Annotated in this window: 11 protein-coding genes, 1 tRNA gene and 1 pseudogene; 3 read left to right on the plus strand and 10 right to left on the minus strand. The window is 70.8% G+C overall.

What is annotated here, in order from left to right; translation table 11 throughout:
- Positions 1 to 273: 273 nt before the first annotated feature.
- Complete coding sequence (locus tag ACFVZW_RS10065) at positions 274 to 1,530, minus strand: CynX/NimT family MFS transporter (protein ID WP_384519283.1); 1,257 nt, start codon at positions 1,528 to 1,530, stop codon at positions 274 to 276.
- Positions 1,531 to 1,733: 203 nt separating this feature from the next.
- Positions 1,734 to 2,399: pseudogene (locus tag ACFVZW_RS10070) on the minus strand (FadR/GntR family transcriptional regulator); the annotation flags it as partial.
- Between the two features lie 125 nt (positions 2,400 to 2,524).
- On the opposite strand from ACFVZW_RS10070, the gene lpdA reads away from it, so the two are divergent.
- The 3 genes from lpdA to ACFVZW_RS10085 all read left to right on the plus strand — a co-directional run bounded on the left by lpdA (position 2,525) and on the right by ACFVZW_RS10085 (position 4,900).
- Positions 2,525 to 3,928: a dihydrolipoyl dehydrogenase gene (lpdA, locus tag ACFVZW_RS10075; RefSeq protein ID WP_384519285.1), complete on the plus strand. Its 1,404-nt coding sequence runs from the start codon at positions 2,525 to 2,527 to the stop codon at positions 3,926 to 3,928.
- A 35-nt stretch (positions 3,929 to 3,963) separates the two neighbouring features.
- The gene (locus ACFVZW_RS10080) at positions 3,964 to 4,650 is read left to right on the plus strand and encodes a rhomboid-like protein (RefSeq protein ID WP_384519287.1); all 687 of its coding nucleotides are present in this window, start codon (positions 3,964 to 3,966) and stop codon (positions 4,648 to 4,650) included.
- A 165-nt stretch (positions 4,651 to 4,815) separates the two neighbouring features.
- Positions 4,816 to 4,900: transfer RNA gene (locus tag ACFVZW_RS10085), tRNA-Ser, on the plus strand.
- A gap of 466 nt (positions 4,901 to 5,366) precedes the next feature.
- Here ACFVZW_RS10085 and ACFVZW_RS10090 read toward each other — a convergent pair.
- The 8 genes from ACFVZW_RS10090 to ACFVZW_RS10125 form a co-directional block, all read right to left on the minus strand.
- Positions 5,367 to 6,173, minus strand: a complete 807-nt coding sequence (locus ACFVZW_RS10090; RefSeq protein ID WP_384519289.1) for an HAD family hydrolase — start codon at positions 6,171 to 6,173, stop codon at positions 5,367 to 5,369.
- Positions 6,170 to 7,459, minus strand: a complete 1,290-nt coding sequence (serS, locus tag ACFVZW_RS10095; RefSeq protein WP_384519291.1) for a serine--tRNA ligase — start codon at positions 7,457 to 7,459, stop codon at positions 6,170 to 6,172. Before serS ends, ACFVZW_RS10090 begins: the two co-directional genes overlap by 4 nt.
- Before the next feature lie 577 nt (positions 7,460 to 8,036).
- Positions 8,037 to 8,972 carry a prephenate dehydratase gene (gene pheA, locus ACFVZW_RS10100; RefSeq protein ID WP_376438466.1) on the minus strand — a complete coding sequence of 312 codons (936 nt, stop codon included), beginning with the start codon at positions 8,970 to 8,972 and terminating at the stop codon, positions 8,037 to 8,039.
- Positions 8,973 to 9,022: 50 nt separating this feature from the next.
- Positions 9,023 to 10,294 carry an iron uptake transporter deferrochelatase/peroxidase subunit gene (gene efeB / locus ACFVZW_RS10105; RefSeq protein ID WP_384519293.1) on the minus strand — a complete coding sequence of 424 codons (1,272 nt, stop codon included), beginning with the start codon at positions 10,292 to 10,294 and terminating at the stop codon, positions 9,023 to 9,025.
- A 5-nt stretch (positions 10,295 to 10,299) separates the two neighbouring features.
- Positions 10,300 to 12,246: a copper resistance protein CopC gene (locus ACFVZW_RS10110; RefSeq protein ID WP_384519295.1), complete on the minus strand. Its 1,947-nt coding sequence runs from the start codon at positions 12,244 to 12,246 to the stop codon at positions 10,300 to 10,302.
- A 24-nt stretch (positions 12,247 to 12,270) separates the two neighbouring features.
- A complete protein-coding gene (locus ACFVZW_RS10115) occupies positions 12,271 to 12,741 on the minus strand; it encodes a copper chaperone PCu(A)C (RefSeq protein ID WP_384519297.1) in 471 nt (156 codons plus the stop codon).
- The gene (locus tag ACFVZW_RS10120) at positions 12,738 to 13,469 is read right to left on the minus strand and encodes an SCO family protein (RefSeq protein ID WP_384519298.1); all 732 of its coding nucleotides are present in this window, start codon (positions 13,467 to 13,469) and stop codon (positions 12,738 to 12,740) included. Before ACFVZW_RS10120 ends, ACFVZW_RS10115 begins: the two co-directional genes overlap by 4 nt.
- Positions 13,470 to 13,497: 28 nt before the next feature.
- On the minus strand, positions 13,498 to 14,238 hold the full coding sequence (locus tag ACFVZW_RS10125; protein WP_384519300.1) for a YcnI family protein: 741 nt from the start codon (positions 14,236 to 14,238) through the stop codon (positions 13,498 to 13,500).
- Positions 14,239 to 14,515 lie beyond the last annotated feature (277 nt).

Here is a 14,515-nt window from a genome sequence, read left to right on the forward strand (position 1 = left end):
CCATATGTGGCGCCCGGTTACGCTGGGGGGTGTTTTTTCGCGGTGTGACCCTGTCTACCGGGGGGCCGGTACCAGACGGGTGGCCCGGCCCCGCGTTCTACGGGCCAGACGGTCCCGGCCCGGGTTCCTGGGGGCCAGACGGTCCCGGCCCGGGGTCCTCAAGCACCCTGGATCCCGTCCTCAGGCAGCCCGGCCGAGCCGGGATCCCCGTCCTCAGGCACCCAGCCGGGCCCTGAGAACCCGTGCGACAGCGGCCCAGGGGCCTGCCGAGGCTCAGACCTTGGCGTTCCTGGCCGCCGGCAGTCCGACCCCCAGGGCCACCGCGCAGACGCACAGGACCAGCGCGATCGGCACCGTCCAGGAGCCGGTCGCCTGGTGGACGGCGCCGGCGGCCAACGGCCCGGCCGCGGCGAGCAGATAGCCGACGGTCTGGGCCATACCGGAGAGCCGGGAGGCGGTGGCCGGGTCGCCCGTCCGCAGCACGATGAGGGTGAGGGCGAGCCCCACCGCACCGCCCTGCCCGACACCGAGCAGCGCGGACCACAGCCAGGCGCCCTGTACGGGGGCGACCATCAGCCCCGCGTAACCGGCGGCGACCAGCGTCGTGACGAGGACGACCAGCCGGCGCTGGCTCCGCATCCGGCCCGCGAGCAGCGGCACCGCGAACGCCCCCGCCACCTGGATCAGGTTGTTGAAGGCGAAGACCACGCCGGCCGTCGAGCGGCTCATCCCGTGGTCCGTGAGGATCGTCGGCATCCAGGCGATCAGGACGTACGACCAGAGCGACTGCAGCCCCATGAAGAGCGTGACCTGCCACGCCAGCGCCGAGCGCCAGACGCTCCTGGCGGGCGCCGCGGGGACGACCCGTACCTCATGCCCCGTACGTCCCCTGGCGATCAGGACCTGCGGCAGCCAGGCGAGCGCGGCGAGCGCCGCGAGCAGCGACCAGAAGGCCAGGGACCCTTCCCAGCCGCCGCCGAGGGCCTGCTCCAGCGGCACCGAAGCCGCCGCGGCCACCGTGGCGCCCGCGATCATCGCGCCCGTGTAGAGCGAGGTCATCGACGCGGCCCGGTCGGGGAAGTCCCGCTTGATCAGACCCGGCATCTCCACGTTGAGCAGGGCGATCGCCGTGCCGACCAGGACACCGCCGCCGTACAGCGCGTACACCGACGGCAGGACGCGCACCAGGATGCCGGCGCCGAGCAGGACCAGCGCCGCGAGCAGCATCCGTTCCGCACCGAAACGCCGACCGAGCCAGGGCGCCACCAGCGCGCCGACGCCGAGGAAGAGCACCGGTACGGACGTCACCAGCGAACTGGCCGTCGACGACAGGCCGAAGGACGCCGCGATCTCGCCCACCAGCGGGGACACGCCGGCGAGCGCCGCGCGCATGTTGAGCGAGGCCAGCACGATCCCGACCAGCAGCAGGACCGGATGGGCGAGCAACGCGCGCCGCCCCACCGCCCCTTGGGCCGGGGGAAGGGCATCGGCCCCCGCGTCGAGAACCGGCGGCCGGGACTCGGTCCTCACGACGCCTCACCCGTGCGCGCCTCATGCACCTCACCCGCACGACCCGTGCGCGCCTCATGCACCTCACCCGCACGACCCGTGCGCGCCTCATGCACCTCACCCGCACGACCCGTGCGCGCCTCATGCACCTCACCCGCACGACCCGTGCGCGCCTCATGCACCTCCGCACGACCCGTGGGCGCCTCCCCCGTCCCCGCCTCGCCCGTCAGCGCCGTGATCGTCTCCATCGGCACCCGCAGCAGCTCCCGCGCCCCCGCCTCCGCCGCCTCCGCGTCCCCCGTCTCGATCGCCGCGACCAGGGCCTCGTGCGCGTCGATGTCGACCGGCGGCATCTCCCGGTCGCCGAGCGCCTCCACCAGCACCTCGTGCACCTGCGTGGAGAAGAAGCGGTACACCTCGGCGAAGGCCGCGTTGTGCGTGGCCTCGACGACGGCCAGGTGGAACGCCATGTCCGCGTCCGCGGCACGGTCGCCCTCCTCGCGGAGGGTCGCCAGCGCCGCCCGCAGCCGCAGCAGGTCGTGGGTGTCCCGCCGTACCGCCGCGAGGCGCGCCGCCTCCGCCTCCAGGGCCATCCGCAGCTCCATCACGTCCCGCGCACCCGCATGGCGCACTCCGCGCAGGACGGCGGCCGGATCGGCGGTCGACCTGACAAAGGTGCCGTTGCCCTGGCGGGACTCCAGGAGGCCCGCGTGGACCAGAACCCGCACCGCCTCGCGGACCGTGTTGCGCCCGACGCCCAGCTGCTCGGCGAGCGCGTGCTCGGTCGGAATGCGGTCCCCGACCCCCCACTCGCCCTGCGCGAGCTGGTCGCGCAGCTGCTCCACCACGGAGTCCACCAACGAGGTCCGCCCCGCCGCCTTCAGCCCCATCACCACTCCACACGATATATTCGCCCGGTTGCCCAGTCATCCTACAACTGACCCGTGGGGCAGGCGCCGGACTACTGTGGGCCCGTACGCGGACCGAACACCCTCACCACCTTCGGGAGTCAGTCATGTCAGACCGCTTCGACGTCGTCGTACTCGGAGCTGGCCCCGGCGGCTACGTCGCCGCCATCCGCGCCGCCCAGCTGGGCAAGCGGGTCGCGGTCGTCGAAGAGAAGTACTGGGGCGGTGTCTGCCTGAACGTCGGCTGCATCCCCACCAAGGCGCTCCTGCGCAACGCGGAGCTCGCCCACATCTTCAACCACGAGGCGAAGACCTTCGGCATCAAGGTCGACGGCACGGTCTCCTTCGACTACGGCGAGGCGTTCAGCCGCAGCCGCACGGTCGCGGACGGCCGGGTCAAGGGCGTCCACTTCCTGATGAAGAAGAACGGCATCACGGAGTTCGACGGCCGGGGCACCTTCGTCGACGCGAACACGATGCAGGTCGCCAAGTCCGACGGCACCACGCAGACGATCACCTTCGACAACTGCATCATCGCCACCGGTGCCACCCCGCGGCTGCTGCCCGGCACGGCCCGCAGCGAGCGCGTGGTGACGTTCGAGGAGCAGATCCTCGCCGAGGACGTGCCGCAGTCGATCATCATCGCCGGCGCCGGTGCGATCGGCATCGAGTTCGCGTACGTGCTCCACAACTACGGCGTGAAGGTCACGATCGTCGAGTTCCTGGACCGGATCGCGCCGCTGGAGGACGCCGACGTCTCCAAGGAGCTGGCGAAGCAGTACCGCAAGCTCGGCATCGACGTCCTGACCTCGACCCGCGTCGAGGCCATCGACGAGTCCGGCCCGCAGGTCCGCGTCACCGTCACCGGCAAGGACGGCGCGCAGAAGGTCCTGGAGGCCGACAAGGTCCTCCAGGCCATCGGCTTCGCCCCGAACGTCTCCGGCTACGGCCTGGAGACCACCGGCGTGGCGCTGACCGAGCGCGGCGCGATCGACGTCGACGGCCGCTGCCGCACCAACGTGCCGCACATCTACGCCATCGGCGACGTGACCGCGAAGCTGATGCTCGCGCACACCGCCGAGTCCATGGGTGTCGTCGCCGCCGAGACCATCGGGAACGCCGAGACCATGGAACTCGACTACCCGATGATCCCGCGCGCCACCTACTGCCAGCCGCAGATCGCCAGCTTCGGCTGGACGGAGGCTCAGGCGCGGGAGAAGGGATACGACGTCAAGGTCGCGAAGTTCCCGTTCACGGCCAACGGCAAGGCGCACGGCCTCGGCGACTCCACCGGCTTCGTGAAGATCATCGCCGACGCGCAGTACGGCGAGATCATCGGCGCCCACCTGATCGGCCCCGACGTCACCGAGCTGCTGCCCGAGCTGACGCTGGCGCAGCAGTGGGACCTGACGGTCAACGAGGTCGCGCGGAACGTCCACGCGCACCCGACGCTGGGCGAGGCCGTCAAGGAAGCCATCCACGGTCTTGCCGGACACATGATCAATTTCTAAGGACTCTCCCAGTTCAGGGTGATAGGCACTGATGCGTGCCGAGTGAAACCCTCCCTGGTGGTGCACCGGGTGGCGAACCCTCCCGACCGATCCGGTCGTGGGTGCGGTCGTCACCCGGTACGCATCTCTGGCTGCTCGTCATCGCGATCACCAGCGTCGTCATCGCGGTCTCGTCGGACGGCCTGGAGCACTATCTCCTGCACCGCAACTCCAGCAATCTGCACCAGCTGTCCCACCACCCGCTCCAGGCCCTGCTCGGCAGCGCGTTCTGGATCGAGGACCCCTCCGACTTCGTGCCGTACGCGGTGCTGTTCGAGGTCTTCCACGCGCCGGTCGAGCGCTGGCTCGGGACGCTGAGATGGTTCCTCACGGTCGCCACCGCGCACGTCGCGGCGACCCTCATCAGCCAGCAGGTCGTCCTGGACGCGATCCAGGACCACGAGGTGCCGCGCAGCATGGCGCACGTCGTGGACATCGGCGTGAGTTACGGGATCGCCGCGTCGATCGGCATCCTCACGTACCGGATCCCTCGGCCCTGGCGGTGGCCCTACCTGGCGGGGGCGGTGGCTGTCTTCGCCGTACCGCTCTTCACGAGCCATACGTATACGGATCTGGGGCACGCGATCTCGCTGGCGATCGGTCTCGCATGCTGGCCGCTCACATGGGGCGTCGACCCGCCCGGTAATTCGGTGGCCGTCGAACCTCCGTCGCGCGCACACTAGTTGTGCGGGAGCCACCCGCCGTGAGACCGGGGAGGAGCGCGACGATGACCGACACCAGTTCGAGCCGGAGTTCGAGTCCGTCGAGCTCCCTGCAGGGCGGCGCCCCCTAGCGCCGCCGGGGCGGCCGCTTCGAGCGCGCGGGTTCTCCGCGCGGGCCGCCCACCCGGAGGATTGGCCGAGTGGTAAGGCAGCGGCTTGCTAAGCCGTCGTCGGGGTCACCCCCGCGCGCGTTCGATCCGCGCATCCTCCGCGTGGCCCTTGGGCGGGCGGCAGCCAGGGCGAGGCCCTCGGGCGCGCCGTACCAGGGCAAGCACCCGCCACGTGGCCCCGGGCCGTACGAAGACAGACGTGCCCTTCGGGCGAACCCGATCCGCAGACGGACCGACCTTCCTCGCGAACGGGCGAACCCGTGCCCCGGACGGACCGACCCATTCGCGAGCGGGTGCTCCCTCTCCGCGGGGCGATGCCCCAGACCCGGGCCGAGCACCGAGGCCTCGGGCCGGCGGCACGGGCAAGCGCTCGTCGGGTGGCCCCGGGCCGTGCGAAGAGCGGCCCTTCGGGCGAAGCCCGCCTATGCCGCGAGCTCGGCCCTTCGGGCGAGGCCCGCCTATGCCGCGAGCTCGGCCCTTCGGGCGGTAGCCCGCCTATGCCGCGAGCTCGGCCTTTCGGGCGGCAGCCGCCTACGCCGCGAGCTCGGCCTTTCGGGCGGCAGCCGCCTACGCCGCGAGCAGACGCTCCAGCACCACCGCGATGCCGTCCTCCTCGTTCGAGGCCGTCACCTCGTCCGCGATCGCCTTCAGGTCGTCGTGCGCGTTCTCCATCGCCACGCCGCGCGCCGCCCAGCCGAACATCGGGATGTCGTTCGGCATGTCGCCGAAGGCGATCGTCTCCGCCGCCTTCACGCCCAGCCGGCGCGCCGCGAGCGACAGGCCCGTGGCCTTGGTCAGGCCCAGCGGGAGGATCTCCACGATGCCGGGGCCGGCCATGACCACGTCCACCAGGCTGCCGACCGTCCGGCGGGCGGCACTCGCCAGCTCGTCGTCCGACAGCGTCGGGTGCTGGATGTAGAGCTTGTTGAGCGGAGCGGACCACAGCTCCGTCGGGTCCTCGAAGCGGACGACCGGCAGCGGACCCTCCTGGACCCGGTAGCCGGGGCTGACCAGCACCTCGCCGTCCAGGCCGTCGCGGCTGGCGGCCAGCGCCAGCGGTCCGACCTCGGCCTCGATCTTCGACAGCGCCAGACCGGCCAGCTGCCGGTCCAGGGTGACCGAGGTCAGCAGCCGGTGCTCGCCCGCGTGGTAGACCTGCGCCCCCTGACCGCACACCGCGAGCCCCTCGTAGCCGAGGTCGTCGAGGATGTGCCGCGTCCAGGGGACGGAGCGGCCCGTGACGACGATGTGCGCGGCCCCCGCCGCCACCACGGCGGCGAGGGCGTCACGCGTACGGTCCGAGACCGACTCGTCGGCGCGCAGCAGCGTGCCGTCGAGGTCCGTCGCGACGAGCTTGTACGGGAACGGGCTCACTTGGAGATCGGCTCCAGGACCTCACGGCCACCGAGGTAGGGCCGCAGCACCTCCGGCACCCGGACCGAGCCGTCCGGCAGCTGGTGGTTCTCCAGGATCGCCACGATCGTGCGCGGCACGGCGCACAGCGTGCCGTTCAGCGTCGCCAGCGGCTGCACGACCTTCTTGCCGTTCCGCTCGTCACGCATCCGCACGGACAGGCGGCGCGCCTGGAAGCCGTCGCAGTTCGACGCGGAGGTCAGCTCGCGGTACTTGCCCTGCGTCGGGATCCACGCCTCGCAGTCGAACTTGCGGGAGGCGGAGGCGCCCAGGTCGCCGGTGGCCACGTCGATGACCTGGAAGGGCAGCTCCAGGCTGGTCAGCCACTGCTTCTCCCAGTCCAGGAGCCGCTTGTGCTCGTTCTCGGCTTCCTCCGGGGCGACGTACGAGAACATCTCGACCTTGTCGAACTGGTGGACGCGGAAGATGCCCCGGGTGTCCTTGCCGTACGTGCCGGCCTCGCGGCGGAAGCACGGCGAGAAGCCGGCGTAGCGCAGCGGGAGCTTGTCCGCGTCGATGATCTCGTCCATGTGGTACGCGGCGAGCGGCACCTCGGACGTGCCGACGAGGTAGAAGTCGTCCTTTTCCAGGTGGTACACGTTCTCCGCGGCCTGGCCGAGGAAGCCGGTGCCCTCCATGGCGCGCGGGCGGACCAGCGCCGGCGTCAGCATCGGGATGAACCCGGCCTCGGTCGCCTGCGCGATCGCCGCGTTGACGAGGGCCAGCTCCAGCAGGGCGCCGACGCCCGTCAGGTAGTAGAAGCGCGAGCCGGAGACCTTGGCGCCCCGCTCGACGTCGATGGCGCCCAGCGCCTCGCCCAGCTCCAGGTGGTCCTTGGGCTCGAAGCCCTCGGCCGCGAAGTCGCGGATGGTGCCGTGCGTCTCGAGGACGACGAAGTCCTCCTCGCCGCCGACGGGCACGTCCGCGTGGACGATGTTCCCGAGCTGGAGCAGGAGCGCGCGGGCCGTCTCGTCGGCCTCGTTCTGCTCGGCCTCGGCGGCCTTGACGTCGGCCTTGAGCTGCTCGGCCCGCTGCAGGAGCTCGGCGCGCTCCTCGGGGGTGGCCTTGGGGATCAGCTTGCCGAGCGACTTCTGCTCGGAACGGAGCTCGTCGAAGCGGACGCCGGACGACCTGCGCCGCTCATCGGCGGAGAGCAGGGCGTCGACGAGCGCGACGTCCTCTCCACGGGCGCGCTGGGAGGCGCGAACACGGTCGGGGTCCTCACGGAGCAGGCGAAGGTCAATCACCCCACCAGGCTACCGGTGCGGGCTCGTGGCACCTCAACCGGATATAGCCTTGCGTGTCGCTTTGCCCGAATTGCCGGGATTGGGAAATGCTCGCCCTATTCGTCAATAAACCGGCCGCGAGCCCCCGAAAAGGGGCGGATCGATGTGCGCGGCTTGACCGAACCGCCCTGTGGATCAAGGGACTTCTCCACAGGGGAACCCGGGTCCCGATAGTTATCCACAGGCTGTGCGGAAGATCTGTGGATTGCGGAGGGGATCGTTCCGAATCGACTCTGTGGGCCCCAGAATTCCCCGATCAAACCTCTCCCACACACTCATTCGGGTGGGAATTCCTCGCTCTAAAGAGTTGATCAATGGAATTGAGGTGACACCGGCCAACTCGGCGCACTGTGGACGCTTGTGGAGTGACTAGGGTGATTTGTCGACCATGTCTGCATGTGTTGTCGACTTGTCCCCAGGTCGAGAAGCATGCCTGTGGATAACTTCTGTGGGTAACCGAAAAGTATGCAGGTAGGACTAGTGGTTCACACCTGTGGACGACCGCCCCCGGTGACGGGAGCGGTGGGGCACTCTCGGATCAGGCCCGACCGTCCTGGGCCCTCGCCAGCCAATCGGAGGCCGCCGTGAACTCCTCGTCCGACGTCCCGCGCCGCAGCCCCCGCACGTCCTCCCGCGAGACACCGGCCCGCGGGTACGACCCGAGGAAGCGCACCTTCGGGCAGATCCGCTTGAGGCCCATCAGCGCCTCGCCCACCCGCCGCTCGGAGATATGACCCTCCGCGTCCACGGCGAAGCAGTAGTTCCCGATGCCCGCGCCCGTCGGCCGGGACTGGATCAGCATCAGGTTGACCCCGCGGACCGCGAACTCCTGCAGCAGTTCGAGGAGGGCACCGGGGTGGTCCTCGCCCAGCCACAGCACGACCGAGGTCTTGTCCGCGCCGGTCGGAGCCGACGGCCGGGCCGGCCGGCCCACCAGGACGAACCGTGTCTCGGCGTTCTCCGCGTCGTGGATCTCGGTGACCAGGGCCTCCAGGCCGTAGGTCGCCGCGGCGAACTCGCCGGCGAAGGCCGCGTCGAAGCGGCCCTCCTGGACGAGTCGGGCGCCGTCCGCGTTCGACGCGGCCGACTCCCAGAGAGCGTCGGGCAGATGCGCCCGCATCCAGTTCCGCACCTGCGGCTGGGCGACCGGGTGGCCGGTGACGGTCTTGATCTCGGACATGGTGGTGCCCGGCCGTACGAGCAGGGCGAAGGCGATCGGCAGGACCACCTCGCGGTAGATCATCAGCGGCTCGCCGGAGGCCAGCTCGTCCAGGGTCGCGGTGACCCCGCCCTCCACCGAGTTCTCGATCGGTACGAGAGCGGCGGCGGCCTCTCCGTTGCGTACGGCGTCCAGCGCGGCCGGGACGGAGACCATCGGGACGAGCTCCCGGGTCGCGGCCTCGGGCAGCGTACGCAGCGCGGCCTCCGTGAAAGTGCCTTCGGGACCGAGATACGTATACCGGGTGGCTGACATACGGTCACCCTAATAGGCGCGGGACGTGCCGACCCCCTGCCCGCCCGGGCTCAGGACTCCAGCAGCCGCTGGCCCACGTACTCGCCCTCGGCCGCCCCGCCCGGCACGGCGAACAGGCCGCTCGCCTCGTGCCGGATGAACACGGACAGCGCGTCGCCCCGGTCGAGCTTGCGCTGCACGGGCACGAAGCCCTTCAGGGGGTCGGCCTGCCAGCAGACGAAGAGGAGTCCCGCGTCGGGTGTGCCGTCCTGCCCGATGCCGTCGTGGAAGGAGAAGGGCCTGCGGAGCATCGCCGCTCCGCCGTTCTGTTCGGGGGCGGAGATCCGGGAGTGGGCGTTGTCCGGGATGACCGGCTTGCCGTCCGGTCCGACCTTGTCGAGATCGAGCTCGGTCGTCTCGCTCCCGCCGGTGAGCGGGGCACCGTCCGACTTCCGTCGGCCGATGACCTGCTCCTGCTTGTCGAGGGAGAGTCCCTCCCAGTCGTCGAGCAGCATCCGGATCCGGCGTACGACGGCGTACGAGCCTCCGGCCATCCACTCCTGGGCCCCGGAGGTGCCCGCCGTCGTCTCCGGGACGAAGATCCGCCGGTCGAAGTCGGGGTCGGTGGGCTTGGGGTTCCCGGTGCCGTCGACCTGGCCCATCAGGTTCCGGGCCGTCATCGGCTTGGCGGTGGCACCGGCGGAGCGGTTGAAGCCGTTCATCTGCCAGCGGACCTTGGCCGCCGAGCCCGCGTCCTTCTGGAGTGCGCGCAGTGCGTGGAAGGCGACCAGGGCGTCGTCCGCTCCGATCTGTACCCACAGATCACCCTCCGACCTCTTCGGGTCGAGCGCGTCGGCGGAGAAGGCGGGCAGCGGATCGAGCTGCGTCGGGCGGCGGGCGGTGAGTCCCGTGCGGCCGAAGAAGGAGTGGCCGAAGCCGAAGGTGACCGTCAGCGAGGAGGGGCCCGCGTCCAGCGCGATACCCGTGTCGTCGGTCGACGGCTTGCCCGCCATCAGCGCCTTCGCAGTCGCCGACCAGCGGCGCAGCAGCGCGGCCGCCTCCTTGCGGCCCGCACCCGGCGCGAGGTCGAAGGCGACCAGATGGCCCCGCGACTGAAGCGGAGTGGTGATCCCCGCTTGGTGTTTCCCGTGAAACATCGCCTGCGTCGCCCCGACCGTCGTCAGCGCCTTCGGGTCGGTGGTCGTCGAGGAGCCGGAGTCGGCGACCGCCGCGTACACCCCGGCGCCACCGCCGGCACCGAGGACGATGCCGGCGGCACCCGCCGCGCCGACCGTGCCGAGCACACGCCGGCGGGAGATCTCAAGCTTGTCGTCGTCGCTCACGTGGCTCAGCCGATCTTCACGTTCTTGTCGATGGTGGTCTGGTCGATGTCGGAGGTACGGACCGTCACCTGGATCTGCCAATCGCCGGCCATCGGGATCTGGACGCCGTTCGCGCTCCAGTGCCCGGTCTGGATCCGGTCGGGTGCGACCGGCAGCGGGCCGACGTTCTTCTCCTTCAAGGTGAAGGCCACCTTGATCTCGGGGACGTCCAGCGGGCGGCCGTTGGGCCGGTCGACGTAGATGTGGAGGGCGTTGGCGCCCGTGCGACCGGGGTCGAGGCTGAGCCGTACCGTCCCCTTGCCGTCCACGCCCCCGGTGTCGAAGGGCAGGCGGATGTCCACGGGCCGCTCGGGTACGGCGGTCGAGCCGGACGTGCCCTGGGAGCGCCCCGCCTCCTCCTCCGTGCGACCGGGCTCGGTCGAGGTGAGGACGGTGGTCACGGCGAGCAGGACCACGGCGACGACGGTCTCCGTCAGAACCGAGCGGCGCAGACCGCTGCGCTCGGGGTCGGCGTCGCGGTCGCGCTTCTTCCGGGCGGTGGCGACGGCGGCCCGCTGCCGGGCGAGCTGGGCAGCACGCTCGGGGTCGACGGCCTCATCCTGAGCGGCCACCTCCGGGGATTCGTCAGCGCTCTCGCCGGCCTCGGTCTCCTCTTCGGCGTCGGCCTCGGTGATCTCCTCCGCGGCGTCCTCGTCGGCATCGGCCGTCACCGGCGCGCCGAGCCGCTGGGTCCAGCGGCGGGAGATCCAGGCGATCCCCACGAGCACGGCCACGAGCCCGACCTTGACCAGCAGCAGCTGTCCGTACGACGTGCCGGTCAGGGCCGACCAAGAGCCGACCTGCCGCCACGACTGGTAGAGCCCGGTCGCGGCCAGGACGATCACCGAACCGAAGGCGACCTTCGAGAAGCGCTCGACGGCCGCGCGCTCGATGTCGGGCGCCCGGTAGAGCGCGACGAGCAACGCGGTCAGGCCGCCCAGCCAGGCCGCCACCGCCAGCAGGTGCAGGATGTCGACGGGCATCGCGATGCCCGGCTGCAGGCCGGTGGAGGCGTGCTCGGCGAGCGCCCAGGTGCCCGCGATGCCGGCGGCCACCACGCCGCCGCCGATCGCGAGTCCGAAGGTGAGGTCCTTCTTCTCCTTCTCGTCGGTCCGCTTGGTGTACGCACCGAACAGCACGGCGACGAAGAGCGCCGCCGCACCCAGCAGCATCAGCCGGGAGATGAGCGCGGCGCCGGTCTTCGTCTCCAGGACGGACTTCAGTCCGCCGAGGTCGAAGGCGTCGGCGAGTTCGCCGGAGCCGGTGTACGGATTGCGCAGCAGCAGCATGACCAGGGTGGCCGCGGTGAGGGTCAGCCAGCCCCTGACCACGAGTCGCTGCACCGGGCGCACGCCGGCGCCGCGCGGCCAGCAGGCGAGGACGAAGGCGCCGCCGCCGACGAGGACGACGAAGCCGGCGTAGGACAGGTAGCGGGCGATGCCGTACAGCGTGCCGACGAGCCCGCCGCCGGCTTGCTGGTCGGGTAGTGCGACGGAGGTCTGGGAGGGGGCGCCGACGGAGAAGGTGAAGGCGCCCGCGATGGGGTGGCTGTCGGCGGAGACGGTCTGCCAGGCGACGGTGTAGGTGCCTTCGGGCAGGCCGGAGCGGAGTCCCACCCCGTATTTGACGATCGATCCGCTGCACAGGTCGCGGATCTCTCCGGTGTCCACGCGCTTCCCCGCCGGGTCGAGGACCCGGATCGAGTCGGTGCTCATGGCGACCTGCTCGGAGAAGGTGAGGTTGACGTCCTTGGGGGCGGTGGCGACCACCGCCCCGTCCTTGGGGTCGCTGCCGGTGAGCGCGGCGTGCGCGGACGCGGGGGCGGCGCCGGCGAGCAGCGTGCCGAGAAGGGCGGCCGTGACGAGCAGCAGCCGGGTCAGGGCGGTTCCGAGGCGCGGGGCGGTGGCTCTCATCTGTGTGTCAGTCCCTCAACTAGCTCAGTGCTGCTTCGGGTTGTGGGTGGCCGCCTCGACGGGCAGGTCGACCTTGATGGGTGCGGCCTTCTCGAAGTGCAGCTCGATGCTGATCTTCTCGCCCTGCTTCGGCTTCGTCTTCAGCCCCATGAACATGATGTGGCTGCCGCCGCGTTCGAGCTTCAGCTCACCGTTGGCAGGGATGTCGAAGGACTTCACCTGCTGCATCTTCTGGTTCTTCGTCTCGTGGATCTGTACGTCGTCCGAGATCGGGCTGGTGACGGAGGTCAGCTTGTCGGCCGTACCGCTGCCGTTCGTGATGGTCAGGAAGCCGCCGGCCATGTCCATCACCGGCTGCGGCATGAACGCGCCGCTGACCTTCAGTTCGGGCTTGCCGTCCGCCTTGTCGGAGGAGCTGTCGGACGAGCACCCCGTCAGCGCCAGGCTCCCGGTCAGAGTGACGGCGGCGATCAGGGTGGTGGTGCGGCGGTTCACGGGTTCTCCCCCTTGATGATCTTCGGCAGGTCCTTGGCGTAGTCGTCGACGGTCGTGTCCTCGCCGTACAGGACGTAGCCCTGGTCGGTCGTGGGCGAGAACGCGATCACCTGGGCTCCGTGCATGGAGACGACCGTGCCGTTCTTCTCCTTCTTCGGCGGGTCGATGCCGATGCCGATCTGGCGGGCGCCCGCCGGGATCGTGGAGAAGTCGCCGGTGAGACCGGTGAAGGAGGCGTCACCGGCGGCCGGGAGCCACTTGGCCAGTTCGGCCGAGGTGTCCCGCTCGGGGTCGGTGGTGACGAAGACGACCTGGAGCTTGTCCTGGTCCGCCTTGGGGAGCTGCTTCCTGGCGATGGCGATGTTGCTCATCGTCAGCGGGCAGACGTCGGGGCAGTGCGTGTAGCCGAAGTAGATCAGCGTGGGCTTGCCCTTGGTCCGCTCGCGCAGGTCGAACTTCTGGCCCTTGGTGTCCGTGAGGACGAGGTTGGGCTTGGTGAACGGCCGGTCGAGGACCGTCGCCGCCTTGGTGGAGTTGCCGTCGGCGGAGACTTCGGCGACCGCTCCGTTGCCGGAGCCCTTCGCCTTGTCGTCGCCTCCGCCGAGGCCGACGACGGCCGTCACCACGAGGGCGGCGACGACCGCGACGGCCGCGGCGATGAGCGGAGCGCGGCGGCTCGGCCGCGCCCGCTCATCGGTCTTCGGGTCGGTCGACTTCTGGACTGACATGGATCGTGTTCTCTCTTGCGGAAGGGGTTCAGGCCGAGCGGCGACGGCCGGCGAGCACACCGAAGGCGACACCCGCGACGCCCACGAGGATGCCGATGACACCGAGCACACGGGCGGTGGTGTCACTGCTGTGGGAGCCGGCGGCCTCGGTGTGGGACTTCTCGGCCCCGGCCTTGTCGTCGTGACCGGCCTTGTCGTCCGTCTTCGAGGCGCCGCCGCCGTGGTGGTCCTCGGTGGCCGCGGAGAGCTTCAGGACGGGAGCGGGGTTCTGCGGCTCGGCCGCGCCCTCCTTCGGCTCCTCGATCCAGCGGACGACCTCGTTGTTGTCGTAGGTCTGGATGGCCTTGAGGACGAGCTGGTCGGCGTCCTCCGGCAGCCGGCCGAGCGACAGCGGGAACTGCTGGAACTGACCCGGGCCGATCTTCGAACCGTCGGCGGTCCAGGTGACCTTGGAGACGGCCTCGTTGATCTTCTTGCCGTGCAGCTCCAGCGGCTTGGCGAGCTTGGCCTTGGTGACCTCGGCCTTCCAGCCCGGCAGCGGCTGCGGCATCACGGACGCGAGCGGGTGGTCCGTGGGGAAGTTGACCTCGACCTTGACGGTGGAGGCGTTGTCGCGCTCGTTGGGGACCTTGATGTTGACGGTCGCGTAGCCGCCCTTCGCGGCCTCGCCCTGCGGCTGCACGCTGACGTGCGCGAAGGCGGTTCCGGAGAGCAGGACGACGGAGGAGACGGCGATGCCACCGGCGAGGGCGATACGGGAGACGTTCATGGCAGAAGACACTCCAGCTCGGGAGGAAGGGTGAAGGTCCACCGCCCCGACGGCCGGAACGACGCGAGCGAGCGCGAACGACCGGGTACGGGCGCGGGGATGCGGAGCACCGCGGCCCGCTCCCTGTGAGCGGTCCGCGTCAGGCTGCGAGGACGCAGTCGGCGGCGGGCGGGCCGCGCCGGCTCACCGATGGGTGGTGTGGGGGAGGGGCGCGCGCGGGGGCGGCTGTCGCGGCTCGGTCGGGGGGTGGGCGGGGGCCCCCCCCCCCGCGCCCCCC

Source organism: Streptomyces sp. NPDC059567 (assembly GCF_042735655.1).
Taxonomy (GTDB): domain Bacteria; phylum Actinomycetota; class Actinomycetes; order Streptomycetales; family Streptomycetaceae; genus Streptomyces.

Coding starts and splice junctions, on each gene's coding strand:
- pheA (WP_376438466.1), bottom strand. CDS start 8,972: ATGTCAGCCACCCGGTATACGTATCTCGGTCCCGAAGGCACTTTCACG.
- ACFVZW_RS10125 (WP_384519300.1), bottom strand. CDS start 14,238: ATGAACGTCTCCCGTATCGCCCTCGCCGGTGGCATCGCCGTCTCCTCC.
- ACFVZW_RS10110 (WP_384519295.1), bottom strand. CDS start 12,246: ATGAGAGCCACCGCCCCGCGCCTCGGAACCGCCCTGACCCGGCTGCTG.
- ACFVZW_RS10120 (WP_384519298.1), bottom strand. CDS start 13,469: ATGTCAGTCCAGAAGTCGACCGACCCGAAGACCGATGAGCGGGCGCGG.
- lpdA (WP_384519285.1), top strand. CDS start 2,525: ATGTCAGACCGCTTCGACGTCGTCGTACTCGGAGCTGGCCCCGGCGGC.